14 protein-coding genes are annotated in these 15,481 nt (G+C 66.3%); 6 read left to right on the top strand and 8 right to left on the bottom strand.

Annotated elements, in window-relative coordinates:
- On the top strand, positions 1-282 hold a 282-nt coding region (locus AC1D00_RS05330), incomplete at its 5' end, for an aldehyde dehydrogenase family protein (RefSeq protein ID WP_477009935.1).
- A gap of 111 nt (positions 283-393) precedes the next feature.
- Positions 394-1,599 carry a CaiB/BaiF CoA transferase family protein gene (locus AC1D00_RS05325; protein ID WP_477009934.1) on the top strand — a complete coding sequence of 402 codons (1,206 nt, stop codon included), beginning with the start codon at positions 394-396 and terminating at the stop codon, positions 1,597-1,599.
- A 179-nt stretch (positions 1,600-1,778) separates the two neighbouring features.
- Here the strand turns inward: AC1D00_RS05325 and AC1D00_RS05320 are convergent, their stop codons facing one another.
- The 5 genes from AC1D00_RS05320 to AC1D00_RS05300 all read right to left on the bottom strand — a co-directional run bounded on the left by AC1D00_RS05320 (position 1,779) and on the right by AC1D00_RS05300 (position 6,907).
- Positions 1,779-3,314 (bottom strand): hypothetical protein, encoded by a 1,536-nt coding sequence (locus tag AC1D00_RS05320; protein ID WP_477009933.1) that lies wholly within the window; start codon positions 3,312-3,314, stop codon positions 1,779-1,781.
- Between the two features lie 93 nt (positions 3,315-3,407).
- Positions 3,408-4,373: a hypothetical protein gene (locus AC1D00_RS05315; RefSeq protein WP_477009932.1), complete on the bottom strand. Its 966-nt coding sequence runs from the start codon at positions 4,371-4,373 to the stop codon at positions 3,408-3,410.
- A gap of 372 nt (positions 4,374-4,745) precedes the next feature.
- Positions 4,746-5,243 carry a TPM domain-containing protein gene (locus tag AC1D00_RS05310; protein WP_477009931.1) on the bottom strand — a complete coding sequence of 166 codons (498 nt, stop codon included), beginning with the start codon at positions 5,241-5,243 and terminating at the stop codon, positions 4,746-4,748.
- A gap of 5 nt (positions 5,244-5,248) precedes the next feature.
- Positions 5,249-6,160, bottom strand: coding sequence for a TPM domain-containing protein (locus AC1D00_RS05305; protein ID WP_477009930.1), 912 nt, complete (start codon positions 6,158-6,160; stop codon positions 5,249-5,251).
- Positions 6,161-6,298: 138 nt separating this feature from the next.
- On the bottom strand, positions 6,299-6,907 hold the full coding sequence (locus tag AC1D00_RS05300; protein ID WP_008563456.1) for a LemA family protein: 609 nt from the start codon (positions 6,905-6,907) through the stop codon (positions 6,299-6,301).
- Positions 6,908-7,084: 177 nt separating this feature from the next.
- Between AC1D00_RS05300 and AC1D00_RS05295 the strand changes: the two genes are divergently transcribed.
- Genes AC1D00_RS05295 through AC1D00_RS05285 form a run of 3 tightly spaced genes read left to right on the top strand, consistent with a single transcriptional unit; the run spans position 7,085 to position 10,306 of the window.
- Positions 7,085-7,939, top strand: a complete 855-nt coding sequence (locus AC1D00_RS05295) for an enoyl-CoA hydratase (protein WP_404558744.1) — start codon at positions 7,085-7,087, stop codon at positions 7,937-7,939.
- Positions 7,940-7,943: 4 nt separating this feature from the next.
- Entirely contained in the window at positions 7,944-9,092 is a 1,149-nt protein-coding gene (locus AC1D00_RS05290) for an acyl-CoA dehydrogenase family protein (RefSeq protein WP_135177525.1), read from the top strand.
- Positions 9,093-9,109: 17 nt separating this feature from the next.
- A complete protein-coding gene (locus AC1D00_RS05285) occupies positions 9,110-10,306 on the top strand; it encodes an acyl-CoA dehydrogenase family protein (RefSeq protein ID WP_404558745.1) in 1,197 nt (398 codons plus the stop codon).
- A gap of 244 nt (positions 10,307-10,550) precedes the next feature.
- On the opposite strand, the gene AC1D00_RS05280 is transcribed toward AC1D00_RS05285, so the two are convergent.
- From AC1D00_RS05280 to AC1D00_RS05270, 3 genes are all read right to left on the bottom strand, one after another.
- Positions 10,551-12,872, bottom strand: a complete 2,322-nt coding sequence (locus AC1D00_RS05280) for a xanthine dehydrogenase family protein molybdopterin-binding subunit (protein ID WP_477009929.1) — start codon at positions 12,870-12,872, stop codon at positions 10,551-10,553.
- A 203-nt stretch (positions 12,873-13,075) separates the two neighbouring features.
- Positions 13,076-13,951 (bottom strand): dihydrodipicolinate synthase family protein, encoded by an 876-nt coding sequence (locus AC1D00_RS05275; protein WP_477009928.1) that lies wholly within the window; start codon positions 13,949-13,951, stop codon positions 13,076-13,078.
- Between the two features lie 62 nt (positions 13,952-14,013).
- On the bottom strand, positions 14,014-14,979 hold the full coding sequence (locus AC1D00_RS05270) for a VOC family protein (RefSeq protein ID WP_477009927.1): 966 nt from the start codon (positions 14,977-14,979) through the stop codon (positions 14,014-14,016).
- A 183-nt stretch (positions 14,980-15,162) separates the two neighbouring features.
- Between AC1D00_RS05270 and AC1D00_RS05265 the strand changes: the two genes are divergently transcribed.
- Positions 15,163-15,481, top strand: a 319-nt coding sequence (locus AC1D00_RS05265; RefSeq protein WP_477009926.1) for a trypsin-like peptidase domain-containing protein, incomplete at its 3' end; no start/stop codon positions are given.

Below are 15,481 nucleotides of genomic sequence, written 5' to 3'. Positions count from 1 at the left end.
ATCGAGCGCACCGGCTACGGGCTCACGCTCGGCGTCCACTCCCGCATCGACGACAGCATCGAGGCGATCATCGACCGCGTCCAGGTCGGCAACATCTACGTCAACCGCAACATGATCGGCGCCGTGGTCGGCGTGCAGCCGTTCGGCGGCAACGGCCTGTCCGGAACCGGCCCGAAGGCCGGCGGCCCGCACTACCTCGCGCGCTTCGCCACCGAGCAGACCGTGACGATCAACACCGCGGCGGCCGGCGGCAACGCTGCCTTGCTCGCAGGGGAGGAGTGAGGCCAGCGAGGAGCGTTGCATCCCGCAAAAACATCGGTCTAATGCTCCCATGATGTGGCCGCGCTAATTCCAGCACGCGGGAAACAACAAGAGCGAGGGAGCAACGCCGCGATGGAAAAAGGCATTTTTGCAGGGCTCAAGGTTCTGGACTGCGCAAGCTTCATCGCAGCGCCCGCGGCCGCGACCGTGCTGTCGGATTTCGGCGCCGACGTCATCAAGATCGAGCCGCCCGGCGCCGGCGACCCCTACCGCAATCTGCCGAACATACCGGGCTATCCCACCGGGAAGCATAATTTCGCCTGGCTGCTGGAGGCCCGCAACAAGAAGAGCATCGCGCTCGACCTCTCCAAGCCGGAGGCGCAGGCCGTGCTCTACAAGCTCGTCGAAGAGGCCGACGTCTTCATCACCAACATGCCGCCGCCGGTGCGCGCCAAGCTCGGCATCACCTATGACCACCTCGCCCGTCTCAACGACCGGCTGATCTACGCCTCCTTCACCGGCTATGGCGAAAAGGGCGAWGAGGCCAACAAGCCCGGATTCGACAGCAATGCCTATTGGGCGCGCTCCGGCCTGATGGACCTCGTCCGCGCCGACACCGATACGACGCCGGCCCGCTCCGTCGCCGGCATGGGCGACCACCCCTGCGCCATGGCGTTGTACAGCGCGATCGTCACCGCGCTCTATCAGCGCGAGAAGACCGGCAAGGGCTCGCATGTCGCCTCCAATCTGATGGCGAACGGGGTGTGGGCCGCGGGCACGCTGGCGCAGGCAAAACTGTGCGGCTCCAAGTTCGCCGAGAGGCGGCCGCGCGAACGCGCGCTGAACGCCGTTGCCAACCACTACCAGTGCAAGGACGGCCGCTGGTTGATCCTGTCGCTGCTGAGCGAGGAGAAGCAGTTTCCGATACTGGCCAGATGCCTGGGACGCGAGGACCTGATTGATAATCCGCGTTTCGCCACCAAGGCCGACCGTCACGCCCGTTCGGTCGAACTGATCAAGGTTTTTGACGAGACCTTCGCCACCAGGGATCTTGCCGAATGGCGCAAGATTCTCGACGGCAACGGCCTCGTGTTCGGCATCGTCGGCATTCTCGACGACATCCCGAACGACAAGCAGATGCTGGACAACGAGGTGCTGGTGCCGTTCGAGAACGACACCATGCTCACCATCTCCAGCCCGATCTGGGTCGACGGCGCCAAGAAGGTGCAGCCGCGCAAGCCGCCCGGCGTCGGCGAGCACAGTGACGAGATCTTGCGCGGAGCGGGATACGACGAGGCCGCGATCAAGCAGCTACGGGGCTCGGGAGCGGTGGGGTAAGAGGCGCGCCAGCGCTCAACGCCGCTGTGGAGATAGCTCGCCCCCAACAAACTCCGTCATTGCGAGCCAACCCTCTGGGCCGTCATGGCCGGGCTTGTCCCGGCCATCCACGATCTTGAGCCGCGGAAACCAGAACGTGGATGCCCGGGCCATCCAAATCGCTCTGGCTTGCGCACGCGCTAACGCGTCTTGATGAAGCACATGCCGATGCGGCGCGAGGCCGCGGCGGCCTGACAGGTCAACCCTTTGGCACAGCTCCACGACGTAAAACTCTTGTCGGGCGTTCCCGATCCCGCATTTTGCAGGGAACAATGCGCGCCCCAGCCGTCCTGATATTCGGTGCCGGCCAGCTCCTGGCTGCCGCGGGCCTGCGGCCGGCTGGCAAATCCACGTGAGAAATCAGGGCGCTGTCCGGCCGCGAACGCGGTCAGGATGTCGCGGCGGCGAAGCTGGTCGCCGAGGAAATGCGGCGAGGCCGGCACGATGGTGGAATTGGACGGCTTGTCCGCCAGCCAGTCCACGCCCGGAAAATGGAAGCCGCCGATGCCGCGGGTCTGGTGACAGCCGGCGCAGGTGACGTCGTTGAGACGGCGCTGGAAGCCTGCGACCGAACGGATGTTCTGCACGTCACCGCGCGCGGCCGCTTGCTTCAACGCGCCGACCACGTCGCTGTCGCTGAAAACGGGATCGCTGTTGCCCTCCCCTTGCATCATGCCGAACTCCGGCTGCAACGCGGACGCATCGAGGCCCGCGGGTGTCGGCACGACCGCGGCCTTGGCCAGGAATTTCTCGGGGATCAGCACCGTGCCGCGATCGAATTCGCGCAGATGGTCGGGCGCGAGCAGCCACGCCTTGAAGTCTCGCCGGAGATCGTTGTCCGCAAAAATCCGGTCGCGGTCGATCTGGTTCTCCAGCGTCGATTCCTCGAACGTCTTCGTCGCGGCATCATACTTGAACACCTTGAGCAAATAGTCCGAGCGGAAGTCGTGCAGCGCCGATTTCGGCGCGATGGAGACCTGGATGTTGGTCTCGATGCGATCGAGCATGGCATCGTAAGGATGGAAGCCGCCGCCGATCAGCCCCTGCCAGTCGCCATTGTCGAGCCAGCGCCGCGCGACCTCGGCGCAGGTGACCGGCTTGCCGTTCGAAGCAATCTGGCGGGCATCACGCGCCTTCATCACCAGATTGAACGTCATCGGCAGGCGCGTCGCCGTCTTGCTCCCATCCGGTCCGGCGTCGAAACGGGTCAGCCGATAGATCAAGCGGATCTCGCCGCAGGACTCCTCCGCCACATAGGCGCGGTCCATGCGGTTGACGATGCCGGCCAGCACGAAACGCGTGTTGGGGGATTTCAGCGTGGCGCGATCGAACAGCTGCACGTCAAAACCTTCGCCGACGCCGATGGTCTCGCTCGGCCATGCCGCCTTGTGTCCTGCGATGTAGCGATCGAACTCCGCATCGATTGCCGGCGGAATTGGCGCAAGCTGCGGCATCGAGGAGAACAGCAGATCGTTCGTGAGCGGAAAATCCGCGTTCCGCTGCGGCCACACCAGGCGCGAGATGGTGAGCGCATCGTTCTGGTCGAGCTTGCGCAGGACATCGGGATCGGTGATGGCGGTGCCGCGCGTGAGCTGTGCATTCTCCGCTGCCGGCAGCGACATGGCGCCACCCAAAAGCACGACGACAGCAAGGAGAATTCGCAACGCGCGGTTCATGCCTTCAGTAACACCGCGCGGGGACGCCTATTCAAGCAAAAAGGCGCTTCACATGGTGGTGAAGCGCCTCTTCGAAAGTCGAATGTCGACAGCTTAACGCGCGACGATCAGGCCCTTGCTGGTGACGACCACCCAGCGGCCGTCCTGGCGGCGGATCGCATCGACGCGGCCGACGCCCGGAATGGGATCGCCGGCATAGACCTCGTAGAGGCCTCCGCGGCCCTCGATCAGCGCACCGCCGTTCGAGACGTCACGCAGGACCCAGCCGTCGATCGTCGGGAGCCGGCCGACCTCGGTCCTGGGCGCGGCGGGCACGGGAGCCGGTGCGGCGGCCGCGGTCGCGACCTGGGTCGGCGCGATCGAGCCGGTGGTCTCCCTGGCGGGCGCCGCGGCTGCGGCCTGCGCGGGAGCGGCGGGCGGCGTCGCTCGGAGCTTGTCCACGGTCTCGGACAGTTTTGCGATCCTGGCCATCGGCTCGGCCTGCGCCTTCTCGAGCTTGTCGAGGCGGTCGTTGGCCCGGTTGAACTGGCCGAGACCGGTCTTGGAGGTGTGCTCGACATTCGCCTTGAGCGCGACGAGGTCGGCATCGATCCGCGCGACGGAGGCATCCAGCGCGCTGGTGTCGGCGACCTGCGCCGGCGCCGGAGCGGCAAAGTGCATCATGCCGGCAGTTGCGAGCGCACCGCTGATCGCACCGACGCTGGCGGCAATCGCCACCACTGYGACCATCGCCGACAGACGGCGCTTGCCGCCGGCTTCGCGCGGCTCGTCCGCCTTCACGTGCGGGGCGAAATCTTCGCGGTCCCAGGACCGGTCGGAGGGGGCCATCACGATGAGCTTGCCGGGCTTCGGCTCGGGCTTGCTCTCAGCCTTCGGCTCAACCTTGGCCTCGAACTTCGGCACCTCGATCCGCGGCGGCTCGATCTTGACCGGATCGGGCTTGGGCGGCGCCTCATGGTCGGGGGCGATCGAGGGCGCCTCGATCCCGGCAGCTTCGACGGCCTGCGGCGCGGTCGCAGCTTCGACGACGCTCGTGTCTTGGGCAGCCTGCTCAGCCATTGGTTCGCTCACGGCTCAAATACTCCACGCTGGATTGACCTTTTGGTAACTTTCATTGCTTGCGAAATCCTTACCTTCGGACCCGCTTACCGAAATTTTAGGAAGTCATCAGGGGCCGAATTGGGCCGGGAAAGTGGAACCGGTGTGGCGGGCGTGAAACAATTTGTAATCGGGGGAAGATGAACGGCCGCGCAACAGCCGAGCCGTCGAGAGTTGGCGCGCGATCTCAACCTCGTCATTGCGAGCGCAGCGAAGCAATCCAGACTGCCACGGCGGAAAGACCCTGGATTGCTTCGCGGTGCCTGTCATCGGGCCGCGCTTTGCGCAGACCCGTTGGCTCGCAATGACGGAGTGCGAGTTACTGCCCGTCCGTCACACCACCACCGGCGCATCCGGCAGCTCGTTGCGATGTGGGCCGTCTGGCGGAAAATGCTCGGCCAGCTCGCGCGACACCGACGCGATGCCGTCGATCACGCCGCGCTCGAACTGGCCGGACCTGAACTCCGCCTCCATGGCGCGGCAGATGGTCTCCCAGCCCGCCGCGCCCACCTTCGCGTCGATGCCGCGGTCGGCGATGATCTCGACGTCGCGGTCGGCGAGCAGGAGATAGATGAGGACGCCGTTGTTGTGCGCGGTGTCCCAGATGCGCAGGTGCGAGAACACGTCGAGCGCGCGCTCGCGCGCCGGCTGGTTGCGGAACAGGGGGCCGCCGTCAAGCGCGCCTTCGACGACGAAGCGGACCTGTCCGGAATGCGTGGTCTCACCCTGCTTGATCGCCTGCTCGATGCGGGCGAGCACCTTTGGCGGAAAGATCTGCTTCGCGCGCCAATGATGCTGCACGAGATGTCTGGCAATGCGCTTGATGCTCATGACCGCTACCAGCTCCCCGAGGCGCCGCCGCCGCCAAAACTGCCACCGCCGCCGCTGAAGCTGCCGCTGTCGCTCGACGAGCCGCTGCTCCAGCCACCGCCCGACGAGCCGCTCGACCACGAGCCGCCGCGCGACCTCCCTGAGCTGGGAGCCATCGCGGAAAACAGATCGGCGATGAACCCGATGACGAAGCCGAGCGCGCCGAGGGCGAGCGCGATTGCGAACGACCCGAGGATGAGCCAGGACAGCGCCGCGATGATGCCGCCGGTCGCCAATGATCCAAGCAGCCGCCCCAGCATGGCCCGAAAGAAGCCGCCGACCCCGATCGAGGCGAACAGCGTCACAACGAACAGCGGCGCAATATCGTCCAGATTGCCGAAATTCACAGTCGGCGAAGGTACTGGCAGCGGCTCGCCGTCGATGACGCGGATCATCCGATCAACGCCGTCCGAGATGCCGCCGCTGAAATCGCCCGTTCTGAATTTCGGTGTGATGATCTCGTCGATGATCCGCCGCGAGGTGACGTCGGTGAGCGCGCCTTCGAGGCCGTAGCCGACCTCGATGCGCAGGTGCCGGTCGTTCTTGGCAACGACGAGGATCGCGCCGTCGTCGACCTTCTTGCGGCCGAGCTTCCAGGCCTCCGCAACCCGGATCGAGAACTGCTCGATCGTCTCCGGCTGCGTGGTCGGCACGATCAGCACGGCGACCTGGCTGCCCTTGCGCATCTCGAAATCGCGCAGCTTCTGCGACAGCGCGGCGATGTCGCCGCTGGAGAGCGTGCCGGTCTGGTCGACCACGCGGCCGCTGAGCTGCGGCACCGCGACGTCGGCGAAGGCTGGGAGGACGAAGGCGAGGACGAGCAGGAGGATGCCACACAGCAGGAAGGCAGAGCAGACGCGCCAAAACCTCGCTGTCATCGCCCGCGTAGGCGGGCGATCCAGTATTCCAGAGGCCGCAGTGCTTGAACCGGGAGGCCGCGGCGTACTGGATTCCCCGCCTCCGCGGGGAATGACAGTGGTGGGCGGAGCTAGGCGCATTCGCAAAACGTCGCGCGCTTACTTCGACGGCGCAGGCGCCGGATTGAAATCGACCTTCGGTGCGGTCGAGATCGCCTTCTCGTTCTCCACCGAGAAGTTCGGCTTCTCCTTGTAGCCGAACATCATCGCGGTGAGATTGCTCGGGAACGAGCGGATGGTGACGTTGTAATCCTGCACCGCCTTGATGTAGCGGTTGCGCGCCACCGTGATGCGGTTCTCGGTGCCTTCGAGCTGGGACATCAGGTCCTTGAACAGCGCGTCCGACTTGAGCTGCGGGTAGTTTTCGGTGACGACCAGAAGGCGCGACAGCGCGCTGGAGAGCTCGCCCTGGGCGGCCTGGAACTTCTGGAAGGCCGCGGGGTCGTTCAGCACCTCCGGCGTCGCCTGGATGCTGCCGACCTTGGCGCGCGCATTGGTCACGCCGAGCAGCACGTCCTTCTCCTGCTGGGCAAAGCCCTTCACCGAGTTGACGAGGTTGGGCACGAGATCGGCGCGGCGCTGATACTGGTTCACGACTTCGGACCAGTTGGCCTTGATCTGCTCGTCCTCGCTCTGAATCGCGTTGTAGCCGCAATTGGTGAGGCTGAGCGAGGCCAGCGCCGCCAGMACGGTCAGGATCTTGCGCATCAAATTTCTCCCGGTGGAATCCGGCGCAAACTACCAGATTGAACGCGCGCGGTACCAGACATCTTGTGCCGGCAGCGCGAAAAGCAGCCGATTGACGCAAGCCCCTTGCCTATCACTGGCCAACATAGTCAACTCAACGAAACAACAAGACCAAACGGAAACGCCAGGGGGAACGCGATGTCCTCGTTCGAGACCATCCTCGTAGAGCGGCCGGAGCCGGCGATTACCCGGGTCGTGATGAACCGGCCCGATGCGCGCAACGCGCAGAACCTGCAAATGACCTACGACCTCAACGCCGCCTTCGATGCCGCGGTGCAGGACGACGCGGTCAAGGTGATCATCCTTGCCGGCAATGGGCCGCACTTCTCCTCGGGCCACGACCTGCGGCCGGGCAGCAAGAATGAAGCGGGCGTCGATTTTCCGCCGATCGGAAATTGGGGCGGCTTCGCCGAAGCCAATGCCCATGGCCGCTTCGCGCGCGAGCAGGAAATATATCTCCAGATCACGCGCCGTTGGCGCAATCTGGCAAAACCTGTCATCGCCGAGGTGCATGGCAAGTGCATCGCCGGCGGCTTGATGCTGGCCTGGGCCTGCGACCTCATCGTGGCCAGCGATGATGCGCAGTTCTGCGATCCCGTGGTCACCATGGGCGTCTGCGGCGTCGAATGGTTCGTGCATCCCTGGGAGCTCGGCCCGCGCAAGGCCAAGGAATTCCTGTTCACGGCCGACAGCTGGAGCGCGCAGGAGGCGCATCGGCTCGGCATGGTCAACCAGGTCGTGCCGCGCGCGGAGCTGTCATCCCGCGTGCTGGAGCTGGCGCGCCGGATCGCATCAAAACCGTCCTTCGCGCTGAAGCTGACCAAGGAGGCCGTGAACCGCTCCGTTGACGTGATGGGCCAGCCGGCTGCAATCGACCAGGCCTTTGCCCTGCATCAGCTCTGTCACGCCCATAACCTTCAGGAGTTCGGCATGATCGTCGATCCATCCGGCCTGCATCCCTCCGTGCGCAAGCCGCCGGCGGCCGCGGAGTAGCGACATGGATCTCAATCTCAGTGACGAGCAACGTCTGCTGCGCGAAAGCGCGGAACGCTTCGTGGCCGAGAGCTACGATGCCGATCATCGCCGCAAGATGGCGAACGACCCGCTCGGCTTCAGCCCTGATGTCTGGACGCAGTTTGCCGAGCTTGGCTGGCTGGCGTTGCCGATCCCGGAGGAGTTTGATGGGCTCGGCGGTGGTGCGGTCGAGATCGGCATCTTGATGGAAGCCTTCGGCCGCGGACTGGTGTCGGAGCCTTATGTCGCGACGGTCGTGCTCGGAGCTGCGCTGATCGAGCGATGCGGCAGCACCGCGCAGAAGCAGGCGAGCCTGCCGAAGATCGCGGACGGATCGTTGAAGCTGGCTCTTGCGCATTCCGAACGCGCAGCGCGGTTCGATCTCGCAAAGGTCGCGACCGCCGCCAACAAGACCGCGCGGGGCTGGCGCCTTGCCGGCAGCAAGATCGCCGTGCTCGACGGCCATGCCGCCGACGAGATCATCGTGTCCGCGCATATTCACGATCATCGCGGGCCGTCGGGGCGGATCGGCCTGTTCCTGGTGCCGGCAACGGCGCCGAGCCTCTCGATCACCGACTATCCGCGGCTCGGTGGCGGGCGCGCCTGCAATATCGAGCTGCCCGACGTGCATGTTCCGGAGGACGCCCTGCTCGGCGACGGCCGCGACGCGCTCCCGGCCATCGAATGGGCGATCGATCGCGCCATGGCCGCGCTCGGCGCGGAAGCCGTCGGCATCATGCAGACGCTGCTGGAGACGACGCTGGAATACACCAAGATCCGGAAACAGTTCGGCCGGCCGCTGTCCGCCAACCAGGTGATCCGCCACCGCCTCGCCGACATGGCGATGCAGGTGGACGAGGCGCGCTCGATGGCGCTGCGCGCCGCGCTGAAGGCAGACAGTACGCCGATCGAGCGCGCGCGGGCCGCATCGGGCGCGAAGGCGAAGATCGGCAAATGCGCGCGCTTTGTCGGCGAGCAGTCGATCCAGCTTCACGGCGGCATGGGCGTCACCGAGGAGCTCGAGGTCGGCGCCTATTTCAAGCGGCTCGTCGCCTTCGACACGCTGTTCGGCGGCAGCGCGCACCACTATGCCCGCCACGCCCGGCTCGGCCGCGCCAGTGTACCGGCCTGAACCGAAAGGAGCGCATCATGGACCTGTCGTTCAATGCCGAGGAGCGCGCCTTCCAGGACGAGGTGCGTGGCTTCATCGCCAAAAATCTCACCGAGGAGATGAAGCACGCGACCGCGCTGACGCCGTCGGTGTTCTCCGATCCTGATATCGGCATGGCCTGGCAGCGCGCATTGCACAAGCAGGGCTGGGGCGCGCCGGGCTGGCCGGTCGAATATGGCGGGCCGGACTGGACGCCAGCGCAGCGCTGGATCTTCGAGACTGAGTCCGCTCGGGCCGGCGTGCCGAACGTCAACGTGATGGGCGTGAAGATGGTCGGGCCCGTCATCATCGGCTTCGGCTCACCGGAGCAGAAGAACTTTTACCTGCCGCGCATTCTCTCCGGCGAGGATTATTGGTGCCAGGGTTACTCCGAGCCGGGCTCGGGCTCCGACCTGTCCTCGCTGAAGACGCGCGCGGTGCGCGACGGCGACGACTACATCATCAACGGCACCAAGATCTGGACCACGCATGCCCACCACGCGAGCCGCATGTTCGCGCTGGTGCGCACCAGCGACGGACCGCGGCAGCAGGACGGCATCAGCTTCATCCTGATCGACATGAAGACGGCAGGCATCACGACGCGCCCGATCCTCACCATCGGCGGCGACCACGAGGTCAACCAGGTGTTCTTCGACGACGTGCGCGTGCCCGTCGCCAACCGCGTCGGCGATGAAGGCAAGGGCTGGACCTACGGCAAATATCTGCTCGAATTCGAGCGCGGCTCCGGCATCGCATCCGCCAAGCTGCGCGAAGGGCTGAAGGCGATCGCGGACCTCGCCGAGTCGGACCTGACCGGGCGCGCGATCGACAGTCCGGATATCGCCACCCGCATCTCCGAAGTCGAGGTCGACATCGACGCCTTGGAGATGACCGAGCTGCGCGTGCTCTCGGCGCTCCAGACCGGGCAGAATCCCGGCGCGGTGTCCTCGATCCTGAAGCTGCGCAACAGCGAAATCCGCCAGGCCGTGACGCGGCTGGGCGCCGACGTGATCGGCCACGACGCCCTCGCGGTCGAGCCGATGCGCCCGCTCTACAAGCTCAACCGCGAGCCGGCGACGCCCGAGGAGATGCTGACGGTGGTGCCGGAATATCTCAACGGCCGGGCGTACACGATCTTCGGCGGCACGTCCGAGATCCAGCGCGACATCATTGCCAAGATGATGCTGGGGATTTGACTCTTGTAGCCCGGTGTTTGGCGTGCACAAGCGCCGCACACGCCGCTGTCGTCCCGGACRAGCGTAAGCGCAGATCCGGGACCCATAACCACAGGCGGGTGGGGTTGCGGGGACTCGGAGTTACCGGCTTCGCGCCAAACCGCTCCCTGTGGTTATGGGTCCCGGATCGGCGCGCGCTTATTGCGCGCTTGTCCGGGACGACAGTTGAGTTTGTCGCGAAAACCAGCGCAACAAAGCGTTGCGCTTAACCCGCCTTCGCGTCCCTGATCGCCTGCCAGATCTTCTGCGGCGTCAGGGGCGTGTTGAGCTGGGTGATGCCGAGTTCGGCGAGTGCGTCCATCACGCCGTTGGTGACGCAGGGCGGGCCGCCGATGGCGCCGGATTCGCCGCAGCCCTTGGCGCCGAGCGGATTGGTGCGGCAGGGCGCGGAATCGTCCAGCGTCACCTCGATCGGCGGCACGTCGCCGGCGCGCGGGATGCAGTAGTCCTGGTAGCTCGCGGTGAGGAGCTGGCCGTCGGCATCGTAGGAGACGCCTTCATAGAGCGCCTGGCCGATGCCCTGCGCGACGCCGCCATGGATCTGCCCCGTCACCAGCATCGGGTTCACGGCAACGCCGACGTCGTCGACGGTGGTGTAGCGCACGACGCGGGAGACGCCGGTCTCGGGGTCGATCTCGACCTCGCAGATATGCGTGCCGTTCGGCCAGCTCGGACCGTCGACCTCGCCTTCCGAATCGACGCTGAGTTTTGCGCCGCTCTCCTTCTCGGCAATGTCGAACAGGCTGATGCGACGGTCGGTGCCGACCACGGTGAGCATGCCGCCCTGGTATTCGATGTCCTCGATCGAGGTCTCCAGCACGTTTGCCGCCTTCTCGCGCGCCTTCTGGATCAGGTCATTCGACGAGACGGCCACGGCCGTGCCGCCGACGAACAGCGAGCGCGAGCCGACGCTGCCAAAACCCATCGCCAGATCGGTGTCGCCCTGGACCACGTCGATCTTGTCCATGGCAATGCCCAGCGTGTCGGCGATCATCTGGGTGTAGGTGGTCTGCAGCCCCTGCCCCATCGCCATGGTGCCGGAATGCAGGACGACGCGGCCCTGCGAGGTCGCGTGCAGGCTGACCTTCTCGGTGTGGGCGCGGCCGCCGGTCCATTCGATGTAGGAGGTGAGCCCGCGGCCGTAGAGCAGGCCCTTCTTCTTCGCAGCCTTCTTGCGCGCGGCGAAGCCGTCCCAGTCGGCAAGCTTCACGGCGCGATCGAGCATGTGGGCGAACGCGCCGGAATCGTACACCTGCCCCGCCGCGTTGGTGTAGGGCAGCTGCGCCGGCTTGATGTAGTTGGCTTTGCGGATCGCGCGCGGATCCATGCCGATCTTTCGCGCGGCGGCGTCGAACAGGCGCTCGACGATGAAGACCGCCTCGGGGCGGCCCGCACCGCGATAGGCGCCGACCGGCGCGGTATGCGTCATCACCGACTTCACCTCGAAATGCACCAGCGGCAGATCGTAGACGCCGGTCTGCACGAACGGCCCGAGCACCAGCGGGATGATGTTCGCCGCCCCCGAGGAATAGGCGCCGGTGCAGCCGATCGACTTGACGCGGTAGGCCAGCACCTTGCCCTTCTCGTCCAGCGCGAACGACGCGGTCGAGGTGAGGTCGCGGCCATGGGTGCCGCCGACGAACTCGTCGGTGCGGTCGCCGCGCCAGYGGATCTTCCTGTTCAGCTTGGTCGCGGCGTAGGCGACGATGCCGTCCTCGGGATAGAGGTTGGTCTTCTGGCCAAAGCCGCCGCCGATGTCGCCGACCAGCACGCGCACGCTGTCCTTGGGACGCTTGAGCACGGCTTCCGCCAGCACGTCGCGGGTCGAGGCCGGTGTCTGCGACTGCACGTGCAGCAGGAGACGTCCGGTCTTCTTGTCGATCTCGGCGATGGTCGAGCGCGGCTCCATCGCGGAGGGCACGAGGCGCTGGCTGACGATGTCGAGCTCGACCGTGTGCGCGGCCCTAGCGAAGGCCTGGTCCACCTTGGCGGCATCGCCGTAAGCCATCGCGCCGACGATGTTGTCGGGCGCCTCCGGCCACACCACGGGCGCGCCGGGCTTCACCGCCTCGACCGGGTCGACCACCGCGGGCTGCACGTCGTATTCGACCACGATCGCCTCGGCCGCGCTCTGCGCTTCCGCGCGGGAGGCCGCCACCACCGCCGCCACCGCCTCGCCGGTGTAACGCACGATCCCATGGGCGAGCAGACGGCGCGGCGGCACCGTCATCGGCTTGCCGTCGGGGCGCTTGAAGATGCTCAGCGTCGGGATGCTGCCGACGTCGTCCTTGACGAGGTCCGCGCCGGTGTAGATCGCGGTGACGCCGGGCATCGCGGCCGCCGCGCTGGTGTCGATCGAAACGATCCTGGCGTGCGCATGCGGCGAGCGCAGCACGTGCAACCACAGCGCGCCGTCTTGCGGCTTGTCGTCGATGAATTGCCCCTTCCCGGTCAGCAGCCTCAGGTCTTCCAAACGCTTGACGGGCTGGCCCGCTCCGAAACGCAAATTGCCGGGAAGAATGTTCATTCCGTGGGGTCCTCGAGGTCTTTTCGAAACTGCGGGCAGCCTTTTAGCGGATCGACCGGGGGCATACCAGCCGCGGTTTTGGGCGATGAACCCACACATTCGTCATGCCAATCCAAAGATCGTCATTCCGGGGCGGTCCGAAGGACCGAGCCCGGAATCTCGAGATTCCGGGTTCGATGTTGCGCATCGCCCCGGAATGACGGCTACGCCAGCTCCCTGAGCGCCGCTTCCACCACCCTGCGCGCGTCGGCCGTCAGCGCGGCCTGCGGCGGGATGGGGTCGCCGACGTCGTAGCCCTGGATCGAAAGGCCGGCCTTGATGCAGGCGGCGAGGTTGAAGCGGGCGAAGGCCTCGTTGATACGCCACAGCCTGCGCTGGAGCGCCATGGCCTCGTCCCAGCGGCCCGCCCGGCAGAGGTCGTAGAGCGCCACGCTCTGGCGCGGGATGATGCAGGCAGGTCCCGCCATCCAGCCGAGCCCGCCGATCAGCATCACCGCGGCTGGAATGTGGGCAGAGGCCGAGAACACCCGCAAGGAATCGCCGCAGCGGTTCATGATCGAGAGCAGCCGGCCGGTGTTGGTCGAGGCGTCCTTGATGTAACCGATGCGCGGATGCTCGGCGAGGCGCGCGATGATGTCGAGGGTGAGGTCGGAGCGCTGGAATTGCGGGTTGGTGTAGATGACGACGGGAATGTCCACGGCATCCGCGATGGCGCGGAAGTAGGATTCGACCTGGGCGTCGGCGAGCGGGAAATAGGCCTCCAGGATCGCGAGAATGCCGTCGGCGCCGAGCTTCTGATAGGCCTTCGCCTGTGCCACCGCATCGGCCGTCGAGGTAGAGGCCACACCGGCCACCACGGGCACGCGGCCCTTCGCGGCCTCGATGGTCGTCTGCACGATTGCCGTCCGCTGCGCGGCGTCGAGATAGGCGAATTCGCCGGTCGAGCCGAGCGGCGTCAGCCCATGAACGCCGGCGCCAATCAGGTCGTCGCAGAGTTTCGCGAGCACGTTCCTGCGCACCGCGCCATCGGCATCGACGGGCGAGATGAGATACGGGAAGACACCGTGGAAATCGGGCATGTCAGGGGGCCCCCGGAAGCTGGTTTGCACCTGACGGGTCTTAGCAATGCCTGCGCAGGCGATCAAACCCTGAGCAGCCGCACCCGCGTGCCCCAGGGGTCGACGGCCTCCACGCCGTCCGCAAGCGCCGTGACTTGCGTGCCGCCCTTGCGCAGGCGCTCCACCTGGGCGGCGAGAATGTCCTGCTTGGCCATCACCAGCGAGAACCAGGCAAGACCCGTGGTCTGATCGTCGCGCTGGCCGGCGCCCTGGCTCTGCCAGACATTCATGCCGAGGTGATGGTGATAGCGGCCCGACGACAGGAACGCGGCACCATTGCGCTTGCGGGTCGGGTCGAGGCCGACCGTGCCGTGGTAGAAGCTTTCCGCCTGCGCGAGATCGCCGACGCGCAGATGCATGTGGCCGATGCGCATTCCGTCCGGCGCCTTGGCATAGTCTGCGATGCGCGTGTTGGTCAGCGACAGCAGGTCGGGGATGTTGAGCTCGTCGGTCGCCATCTTCACGCTGCCCTCGCTCCACTGCCATTGCGAGGGATCGCGGTCGGCATAGACCTCGATGCCGTTGCCTTCGGGATCGTCGAGATAGACGGATTCACTGACGAGATGATCGGCAAAGCCCGACAGCGGCACGCGATGCGAGGCAGCATGCACCAGCCAGCGCGCGAGGTCCTTGCGGGTCGGCATCAGGAAGGCGGTGTGGTAGAGGCCGGCGGCCTTGCGCGGCTCGATCGCGGCATCGGGACGCGACTCGAGCACGAGCAGCGTGATGCCGGCCGTGCCGAGCTTTGCAACTTTCGCCGAGCGCTCCATCACGGCCAGCCCGATCACGTCGCGGTAGTAGTCGGCAACCGTGTCGAGATTCTTCACCCGGAGCGTCACCATGCCGACCCGCATCGGCGTGCGGCTGGCATAGGTCGGCCCGGTGCCTTGCGCAGTGCCCTCGGCGCGTGCAGCAGCCGCGGCAGCCATCGCGAGCGAGGTGGCGCCGGCAAGTTGAAGCAGGGTGCGGCGGGTGAGGTCGATGGTCATCGGTCAGGGCTCGCTGGAAGCGTTTAGGGCCGTGCGGCGCAATGTCGGCCGATTGCTACACGTTCCCGTGAGCGGCTCCCAATCACATGTTCGTCGGCCGGCGCCGGCTCTGTCCTGGCCACCCGGGCAGTTTCGCAATCGCCCGCGACATCCCAGATTGAGGACAACTTACAGGAGACCGCCATGACCGCTCCAACTCCTCTGTCTTCACTGTCGTCCGCGCTCGCGGACGTCGTGGCGCGTACCGCGCCCTCCGTCGTCTCCGTGCACTCGCATCGCTCCCGCGCGGCCGGCTTCGTCTGGAAGCCCGGCCTGATCGTCACCGCCGACGAGGCGCTGGCCGACGAGGGCGAGGTCGAGATCGGCCTCCCCGACGGCAGCCGGGTCGCCGCCACGATCGCCGGCCGCGACCATACGACCGACATCGCGCTGCTGCGTGCCGAGATTGGCGTCGCGCCGGTCAAGCTGGCCGCGACAGTCCCGCCCCTCGGCACCCTGTCGG

The sequence above is a fragment of the Bradyrhizobium sp. P2_E8 genome (assembly GCF_056403875.1).
The sequence above is the reverse complement of the archived record's forward strand: the minus strand, read 5'-3'. Positions and strand labels throughout refer to the sequence as shown.